Origin of the sequence: Halomonas sp. 3A7M (assembly GCF_014897875.1) — a bacterium.
Taxonomy (GTDB): domain Bacteria; phylum Pseudomonadota; class Gammaproteobacteria; order Pseudomonadales; family Halomonadaceae; genus Vreelandella.
Genome location: NZ_JABUZD010000167.1, coordinates 1 through 7,301 on the forward strand (window position 1 = coordinate 1; position 7,301 = coordinate 7,301).

Annotated in this window: 6 protein-coding genes, 1 pseudogene and 1 riboswitch; of the genes and pseudogenes, 4 read left to right on the forward strand and 3 right to left on the reverse strand. The window is 52.0% G+C overall.

The genetic code is table 11. From position 1 onward, the window contains the following. A pseudogene (locus tag INT19_RS19900) lies at nucleotides 1-1,113 on the reverse strand (transposase); the annotation flags it as partial. Between the two features lie 251 nt (nucleotides 1,114-1,364). Here INT19_RS19900 and INT19_RS16585 point away from each other — a divergent pair. Then, nucleotides 1,365-1,769 (forward strand): VOC family protein, encoded by a 405-nt coding sequence (locus INT19_RS16585; protein ID WP_193061553.1) that lies wholly within the window; start codon nucleotides 1,365-1,367, stop codon nucleotides 1,767-1,769. Here the strand turns inward: INT19_RS16585 and INT19_RS16590 are convergent. Both INT19_RS16590 and INT19_RS16595 read right to left on the reverse strand, forming a co-directional pair. After that, a complete protein-coding gene (locus INT19_RS16590; protein ID WP_193061554.1) occupies nucleotides 1,766-2,467 on the reverse strand; it encodes a helix-turn-helix domain-containing protein in 702 nt (233 codons plus the stop codon). The genes INT19_RS16585 and INT19_RS16590 overlap by 4 nt on opposite strands. 135 nt (nucleotides 2,468-2,602) lie before the next feature. Beyond that, entirely contained in the window at nucleotides 2,603-2,959 is a 357-nt protein-coding gene (locus INT19_RS16595; protein ID WP_193061555.1) for a VOC family protein, read from the reverse strand. A 227-nt stretch (nucleotides 2,960-3,186) separates the two neighbouring features. Between INT19_RS16595 and INT19_RS16600 the strand changes: the two genes are divergently transcribed. The 3 genes from INT19_RS16600 to thiC all read left to right on the forward strand — a co-directional run bounded on the left by INT19_RS16600 (nucleotide 3,187) and on the right by thiC (nucleotide 7,162). Then, nucleotides 3,187-4,131 (forward strand): integron integrase, encoded by a 945-nt coding sequence (locus INT19_RS16600; RefSeq protein WP_193061556.1) that lies wholly within the window; start codon nucleotides 3,187-3,189, stop codon nucleotides 4,129-4,131. 89 nt (nucleotides 4,132-4,220) lie between these two features. Continuing rightward, a riboswitch (TPP riboswitch) is annotated at nucleotides 4,221-4,379 on the forward strand. Between the two features lie 78 nt (nucleotides 4,380-4,457). Then, nucleotides 4,458-5,156, forward strand: a complete 699-nt coding sequence (gene tenA, locus INT19_RS16605; RefSeq protein ID WP_193061557.1) for a thiaminase II — start codon at nucleotides 4,458-4,460, stop codon at nucleotides 5,154-5,156. Nucleotides 5,157-5,200: 44 nt separating this feature from the next. Further along, nucleotides 5,201-7,162 carry a phosphomethylpyrimidine synthase ThiC gene (gene thiC, locus INT19_RS16610; protein ID WP_226912472.1) on the forward strand — a complete coding sequence of 654 codons (1,962 nt, stop codon included), beginning with the start codon at nucleotides 5,201-5,203 and terminating at the stop codon, nucleotides 7,160-7,162. Nucleotides 7,163-7,301: the final 139 nt, after the last annotated feature.

Consider the following 7,301-nt stretch of genomic DNA (forward strand, 5'->3'; position numbering starts at 1 on the left):
CTACTGGATCAAACTGGAACGCGCTAGCTGGCGTCGTCTCTCGCCAGCCTTTATCTGGTAAGTTCTGGTGGCGCTTGCCGTATTTGTTTTTCTGGTCGGTGAATCTCGGATCTCGGCTGCGGAACTGATTATCAGGGATATAGCCATTAATCCGTCGCTCGTGAAGGTACTTCATATTGGCTTCATTCGCGAAACCGGTATCGGCGGTGACGACGGTGCCTTTTTGGTAGATATTCTCCGCAATCCCCAGTTTCTTAAAACGGGCTTCGACCATTTCCAGTACGGGCTGCAAGGTGTGATGTTCCTGGCCTTCGCCGAAGGCCTGAGCGTCAATGACGATCTGGTGCTTTTTATCCACCGTGGCGACGCCGTTATAGCCCTGGATCGTGCCCTTACTGGTCGTCATTTTGGCACTTTCGTTATCGGTCAGATTGCTCTTCACTTCCTTGATTCGCTTCCCCCGCCCCATCCTTGGGCTGTGCGTCTTTAGGAAACGGTCAACTTTGTTCATGGCGGCATCTAGCGAGAGAATCGTCTTGGCCCGTCGGATATCCCTGCTTCCGTCTCGGCCTCATCACGTGCGTAGTGCTCCAGCAGGTGATGCCGAATCAGGCCTCTCAGTTTCTCATCCAACTCTTTGAACGTGCCAGACCACTCTTTGGAGGCATCGGAGGACATTTTGCAGCCATCAATCGCAAAGAGTTCGTTACCCAGCAAGCCTTGTTCGTGGCATACCAGCAGCACTTGTTCGAACAGCGCTTCAATCTCATCGGCATGCCGACTGACGAAGCTGGCCAGTGTGGTGAAGTGGGGCACGGTATCGCAGGAAAGGGCTTTGAAAATAATATTGGTCTCGCAGCTCCACTGCATCTCGCGACTGGAGGTGATGCCTTTTGAGTAAGCGAACAGGACAATCTTCAACAGGATGGCCGGATCATAGGCCAACCGACCGGTCGCATCGTTACGGTACTGGGGATGGAAAACAGACAAGTCGAGTTTATGCTCGATCAGGTAGTGCACGGCGTGTTCAAAGGTGCCTGGTTGGAGCTGGTCTTGGTAGTTGATCACCACCATGGCGTTCTGGTCGTAGTTATAAGCCTTGAAGCGCGGCATGCTGACCACTCCTCGTCTGTTTCCTAGATCCTACCAAAACTTAGCCGCCAGCGGAGTTTTTCTACAGGCTCAACGTTTAGCGTAACCGGCCTTCTTTGAAGCGGCAGCGGAAAAGTTGGTCCGTGTTAACGCTTTTGTTGGGCATTATTACTTCTAATTTGACCGATTTATTCAAAACAATAGACCCCTAACTGGATTATGCTCATTACTAAAATTCATCTTCTACCACGCCACGTAGATTGGAGAGATTTATGTCGATCAAATCCGCAAGCATAACCATCGTCACACAGAGCCTCCCTGATACTCGGAAGTTCTACGAAGCTCACTTCAATGCACGTCCCGTTTTCGACTGCGGATGGTACGTAGTACTTAGGTTGACCACTTCTTATCAGGAGCCCGAAATTTGCCTAATGAGCCCACAAGAGGGCATGCAACCGTTCACTGGTGGCGCTTTTCTTAACCTGCTTGTGGAAGATGCTGATAAGCTGCACTCTCAGCTAACCCAAGCAGGTCTCACACCGGCGATGCCACTGGAAGATCACCCGTGGGGCGATAGAGGATTCAGTATTTTGGACCCCTCTGGCGTCATCGTGTATTGCTACCATCCTATTGCTCCAAGCGCCGAATTCGAAAAGTACATTATTGAAGAAAGCTAAACGTTCTGGAACACATCGGGAGCAGACAGCCGTTCAATAAACTGCTCCCCATTTGTCCGCAGCGTCGCCGGCGTGACTCCAAACCAACGCCGAATCTCACGGCTCATATGCGCCTGATCCGAGAATCCGTGCTTTATCGCGAGTATTACCAGTGGAATTTCAGACCTTACAACATCCATCGCAGCCTGGCGAACGCGGGCTAAAGACTTCCAGTACCGTGGCGGAGCCCCGCTAGTATCAGCAAGCTTCCTCCTTATACTACGTTCACTCAACGGCAAAGCTCGTCGCACTTCTCCATGTTGTATTTCCTGAATATATTCCGATACCCAAGAAGGCGCGGGGGCTGCAAAGTCATTGACCACACTAACCAGCTTTTCAAGCGTTTCATCGCCATCATTTTCTGATCCCCTTTCGTGGCAACCAAAAAGTGGAATTTGTGAAAAAATCTGGTCATCGTGTTTTGAGCACGGGTTTTCCGCCTCCCACGGAAAGGTAACCCCCACAGCCAAGCGAACCCCAACGAAAAAAGTATCCTCATCACAGAGCACCTGCCGAGGGCCAGCATCCAAGCCACTGCAAACAATGGTGGCAGGATCACTTTTGGGAACAATCGCTATCAGGTCACGGCAACCATCTGGCCAGACAGCAAAGCGCCCTTCGGGTAATTTTGTGATCCAAGTACACACAATCAAGTCCATAAGCTCTCCGCGTTGCAAGCTGCCCAACGCCAAGCACACGCGAAACTGGGTTGGCGCGGCTGTGGTTTAGAATGAAGCGCCAGCGGAATGGAAACCACAGCCGCGACAACCCAGTTTTCGCCGTGATGCTGATTGTTATAGCTTGAACTCACGGATCTGAATATGGTTTCCTTCAGGATCAACCACATTGCATACCTTGAATACAGGGTTTGACCACTCACCTTCCAGCGCCTTCCCACCGAGTTCTACTACTTTTTTTCGTGCGTACTCATGGGACTCTACCGTTAAGAACAATTTAACAGCGTTGAAATTTTGTTCCGGCATTTCGACAGGGGGCAAATGAATTATGAGATTGATCCCATCACCACCAATACTGATGAAATCGTCGGTTTCCCGAAGCAAAGCCATACCGAACATTTCAATATAGAACTCGGCCAAAGGTTTCACACTATTAGAGTAAATTATGACTCCACTCTTTGCGGGCTTGCTCATACTCTCCTCATTTTGGTCTATAACAGTGATTATACGCCTCGCTACAAAACCCCAATAAACGCGATGGCACGTTCATTGGGGTTTTGCAGACACCCAATTTGACTCTACCCCATTGATTCCCAAGAGAGCAAAGCCAATTTTGGCATCCTATCCAAAATTCGCGTGCTTGCGTGTTTTTCCCTGCTCAATAATACTGTACAAATAAACAGCAATTAAGTGTGACTCTTATGAAACTAATGGAACGCGTCAAGGCGACCCTGCGGGTCAAGCGCTATAGCCTCCGTACTGAGAAAACCTATTGCTACTGGATTCGCTTTTTCATTCGTTTCCACAGAATGCAGCATCCTGCCAATATGGCGGGCAATGAAGTGCGGCAATTTTTGGAATATCTCGCGTTAGAAAGGCACGTCGCTGCGGCAACACAAAACCAGGCACTCAATGCCATCGTGTTTCTATATCGCCACGTTCTAGATCAACCGCTGGGCGAGGTGGGTAATTTTAGCCGGGCGAAGCGCCCTAAGCGCTTACCTGTCGTGCTTTCCCACAAAGAGGTGATGGATGTGTTTGAGCATCTGTCCGGCTCCATGCTCCTGATTGCATCGCTGATGTACGGCTCTGGGTTACGAGTCTCCGAAGCTTGTCGGTTGCGCGTAAAAGATATCGATTTTGCGCGCCACGTCATCACTGTCCGTGCAGGCAAAGGCAATAAAGACCGCACTACGCTGTTGCCACCTTCATGCGCTCAACCATTACATACCCATATACAAATCGCTGAACAACAGCTGACCTCTCGCATTGGAACAAACGCAATTCCTGTATCACTGCCCTACGCGCTGGATATAAAATATCCGAATGCAGGCATTTCCCTTGCGTGGCAGTGGCTTTTTCCTTCATCCAAGCCCTGTTTCGATGAGTGGGGGCGTGTAGTGCTACATCACATCCATACTTCTGCCGTACAAAAAGCCGTTAAATATGCCATGCGGTCTTCTGCTCTAACACGACCAGGGTCGTGCCATTCTTTACGGCATAGTTTCGCAACTCAGTTGCTTAGCCAAGGCACTGACATTCGCACGGTTCAAGAGTTACTAGGCCATAAAAGCATCGAAACCACTCAAATATATACCCATGTGCTAGGTAATGGATTTGCAGGTGTTAGAAGCCCATTAGGTTAATGCAGTACATCAACGTTTCTAAGAAGCCTGTTATTCACTCACTATCCCCCTTGCATCTCTTCTCTCCTCCTCCTAGACTGCTTGGCACTAACTGCTTGACGGGGTGCCGGTGAATCCGGCTGAGATGGCGCAGGGCGTATCCACTTGATACTGCCAAAGCGCTGGTCCCGCTGAACCTGATCCGGCTAATGTGCTGCTCCTATGACGAGCGCGCGGGTACCGGCGTAGGGATCAAGCGATGGCCTCGGCTTAGCTTCACGCCTCCTTCTGCGCCATTCCCTCGATCTCAACCGCCCACCTTCCGGATCATTACTACCGGAGGCACCATGGGCTACCGCTTTGCTGATCTTACTAATGCCTGCTATGACGACTGGCGCGCCTATATTGAGCACGATTTTGTCCGTCAGTTGGGTACCGCCGCGCTACCAGAAGCATCGTTTCGCCACTATTTGAAACAGGACTACCTGTTTTTGATTCACTTCGCCCGCGCCTACGCGTTGGCCGCCTATAAAAGCCCTACGCTGGCTGATCTGCGCCAAGCCCATGAAGGTTTAAAAGCCATTGTGGATGTGGAGTTGGGCCTGCACGTGGGCTTTTGCCAGGAGTGGGGAATTTCCGAGCAAGAGCTGGCGGAGCTTCCTGAAGCCAGAGCCACCTTGGCGTATACCCGCTACGTATTAGACACCGGCAATCGCGGCGACCTGCTCGATTTGCACGTGGCGCTGGCTCCTTGCTTAGTGGGCTACGGCGAAATCGCCAACTGGCTGAATGCTCAGCCTTCTACCCTACGCGGCAGCCAAAACCCGTTTGATGCCTGGATAGCGATGTACGAAAGCCAGGAGTTTCAGACCGCCATGCAGGCTGAGCTTGAATGGCTCAACGCCCGCCTGGCCGATGTTACCCCTGCCCGCTTTGCCGAGCTAAGCAAGATCTTCCGCGACGCCACGCGTCTGGAAATCGATTTCTGGCAGATGGGTCTAGATCTGATAGACAGCGATCTAACAGACAAAAGTCTCACCCATTAAGCCAACACAATAACCATAATCAACAACGAAGGAAGACGACCGTCATGACGAAGACTTTAGAAACTGAAACTGTAAAAGCTAAGACCTCAAAAACTGAGACCGTAACAAGTAGAACCAGCCATTTTTTAGCTGAAACTGCTCAGGTCGATGCGGCTGCCATTCAACCGCTGCCCGCCTCGCGCAAGGTGTACGTTGAAGGCTCACGACCAGATATCCGCGTGCCGTTTCGGGAAATCACCCTGTCGCCCACTAAAACCAGCAGCATTGATGAAGAGAATCCGCCGCTACTGGTGTACGACACCTCTGGCCCTTACACCGACCCAGCCGCCAACAACGATTTACGCAAAGGCTTACCCGCCCTGCGCCGCGCCTGGATTGAAGAGCGCAACGATACCGAGTTCCTTGACGGCCCCACCAGTGAGTACGGCAATCGCCGCGCTAACGACCCGACACTTGCCCAGTTGCGTTTTGATTTAACTCGCACCCCGCGCCGGGCAAAACCAGGTAAGAATGTCACCCAATTGCACTATGCGCGCCAGGGCATTATTACCCCTGAAATGGAATTTATCGCCATTCGCGAAAACCAGCGCCGCCAAACATTAGGCACCGCTGAAGTTGAGCGTATTCTTGGTCACCAACATCCTGGCCAGAGCTTTGGTGCAAAATTGCCGGAAGAGATCACGCCGGAATTTGTGCGCGACGAAGTCGCCCGGGGGCGCGCAATCATCCCCAACAATATCAACCACCCAGAATCCGAGCCGATGATTATTGGCCGTAACTTCCTGGTGAAGATTAACGGCAACCTGGGTAACTCGGCAGTTACCTCGTCGATTGAAGAAGAAGTCGACAAAATGACCTGGGGTATCCGCTGGGGATCGGACACCATCATGGACCTTTCCACGGGCCAGAACATTCACGAGACCCGTGAGTGGATTATCCGCAACTCGCCGGTGCCGATTGGTACAGTGCCGATCTATCAAGCGCTTGAGAAGGTCAACGGCATTGCCGAAAACCTGACCTGGGAAGTGTTCCGCGACACCTTGATTGAACAGGCTGAACAGGGCGTGGATTACTTCACCATTCACGCGGGCGTACTGTTGCGCTATGTGCCAATGACTGCCAACCGAGTGACCGGCATTGTCAGCCGTGGCGGCTCTATCATGGCCAAGTGGTGCTTGTACCATCACCAGGAAAGTTTCCTGTATACCCACTTCGAAGAGATCTGTGAGATCTGCAAGCAGTACGACGTAGCGTTTTCTCTGGGCGATGGCCTGCGCCCCGGCTCAGTCGCCGATGCCAACGACGAAGCGCAGTTCGCTGAGCTGGAGACCCTGGGTGAGCTGACGAAGATCGCCTGGAAACATGATGTTCAGGTGATGATCGAAGGCCCTGGCCATGTGCCCATGCACCTGATTAAAGAGAACATGGATAAGCAGCTTGAGGCGTGTCACGAGGCACCTTTCTATACCCTCGGCCCACTGACCACCGATATCGCCCCCGGCTACGACCACATTACCTCCGGCATTGGCGCGGCCATGATCGGCTGGTTTGGCTGTGCAATGCTCTGCTATGTGACGCCGAAGGAGCACTTGGGTCTGCCGAATAAAGATGACGTCAAAACCGGCATCATCACCTACAAAATTGCTGCCCACGCAGCAGACTTGGCCAAGGGTCACCCGGCAGCACAGCGTCGCGATAACGCGCTTTCCAAGGCACGTTTTGAATTCCGCTGGGAAGACCAGTTCAATCTGGGGCTAGACCCGGACACCGCCCGTGAATTCCACGACGAAACTCTGCCGAAGGACTCTGCCAAAGTGGCGCACTTCTGCTCTATGTGCGGGCCGAAGTTCTGCTCCATGAAGATCAGCCAGGAAGTACGCGATACCTATCGTGACCGCGCGCCGGAAAATGCCGCTGAAAGTGATTCCGAGGCAGTCAAACGTGGCATGCAGGAGCAAGCGGAGAAGTTCCGCCGCGAAGGTAGCGAACTGTACCAGGAAGTTTAAAATAGCAGCCTGTAAGTTTCGCTACTAACGAGTGGCTCTTGGGTCTTACACGACTTCAAGGGCCATTTTTTTAAGCAAGGAGAGGTTAGTTTAATCCTGAATTCAACTAATAAGTGCAGCACCTGCGGTTTCTAGTGCT

What these genes read in the sequence shown, in the direction of transcription:
- INT19_RS16595 (WP_193061555.1), bottom strand. Translation starts at nt 2,959, where the DNA reads ATGAGCAAGCCCGCAAAGAGTGGAGTCATAATTTACTCTAATAGTGTG.
- tenA (WP_193061557.1), top strand. Translation starts at nt 4,458, where the DNA reads ATGGGCTACCGCTTTGCTGATCTTACTAATGCCTGCTATGACGACTGG.
- thiC (WP_226912472.1), top strand. Translation starts at nt 5,201, where the DNA reads ATGACGAAGACTTTAGAAACTGAAACTGTAAAAGCTAAGACCTCAAAA.
- INT19_RS16600 (WP_193061556.1), top strand. Translation starts at nt 3,187, where the DNA reads ATGAAACTAATGGAACGCGTCAAGGCGACCCTGCGGGTCAAGCGCTAT.
- INT19_RS16585 (WP_193061553.1), top strand. Translation starts at nt 1,365, where the DNA reads ATGTCGATCAAATCCGCAAGCATAACCATCGTCACACAGAGCCTCCCT.
- INT19_RS16590 (WP_193061554.1), bottom strand. Translation starts at nt 2,467, where the DNA reads ATGGACTTGATTGTGTGTACTTGGATCACAAAATTACCCGAAGGGCGC.